Origin of the sequence: Halorubrum sp. Atlit-26R, from assembly GCF_003666015.1 — an archaeon.
GTDB lineage: Archaea > Halobacteriota > Halobacteria > Halobacteriales > Haloferacaceae > Halorubrum.
Window position 1 is genome coordinate 1 of sequence record NZ_QPLT01000159.1, and the last position, 837, is coordinate 837.

General features: G+C 54.7%; 1 protein-coding gene. It reads left to right on the top strand.

Going from position 1 to position 837, the window contains the following annotated elements:
- Positions 1 to 525 (top strand): alpha/beta fold hydrolase (locus DVK07_RS19915; RefSeq protein WP_147441269.1); only part of this gene is annotated, 525 nt, incomplete at its 5' end.
- Positions 526 to 837 lie beyond the last annotated feature (312 nt).

Consider the following 837-nt stretch of genomic DNA (forward strand, 5'->3'; position numbering starts at 1 on the left):
CTGTTTGGCCACTCCTACGGCGCACTCACGGCCATCGAAGCAGCGACGGACGCATCCGTCGAAGCGGTCATCGCATACGAGCCTGCGGTCCTACCTGATGAGTATCGTGTAGAAGCCAATCTCGCCGCTCGTATGGCTGCCCTCATCGACGAAGGAAAACGTCACGAGGCGGTGAAACGCTACATCGAATTGGTGCTCAATCCAGAGGGAACCGACGATCTTGACGCGTGGTTAGAAGAATGGCCGGTCTGGCCGGACTGCGTGGAGCTCGCCGAAGAGGTCGTCCGAATGAACAGAGCTGTCGAGCAATATCAGCTTCCTGACCAGCTTGACGTTGACGCCCCAGTACTCGTGTTGACCGGGACTGATGGACCGGACTTCCTTCGAGAGAGCGCCCGCGCAGTCCACGAGGCACTCCCACACAGTCGTCTCGTTGAATTTGAAGGTATTAGCCACAGTGGCCCCGGTGAAGCGCCCGAAGTGATCACAGCGGAAGTGGACGCATTCCTCGATACAACGACCTGAGACTAGAACCCTTCTGTGAAACAGCGAGAAGGTGGTAGTAGGGATGATGAATTACCGCTGAAAAGGGGGAGTGTGGGAAACGTGGGGGGTCGGGAATGCGGGCAACGGGCCGACTGTAATACTGCCCGCAAGAACATATGAGAACCGACGGATAAAGAAATCGGCTAACGATTAAAATCCGCTTTGAGCTATTCAAGTCTCATACCGTTGATCGTAGCGTTCGGTGGATTTTAGAGTGCTATAGAAGAGTTGCTCAACACAGCAGATTATTCTTCGAGTTTGTCTGTTACCGTCTCGAAGAGCCGGTCTGTC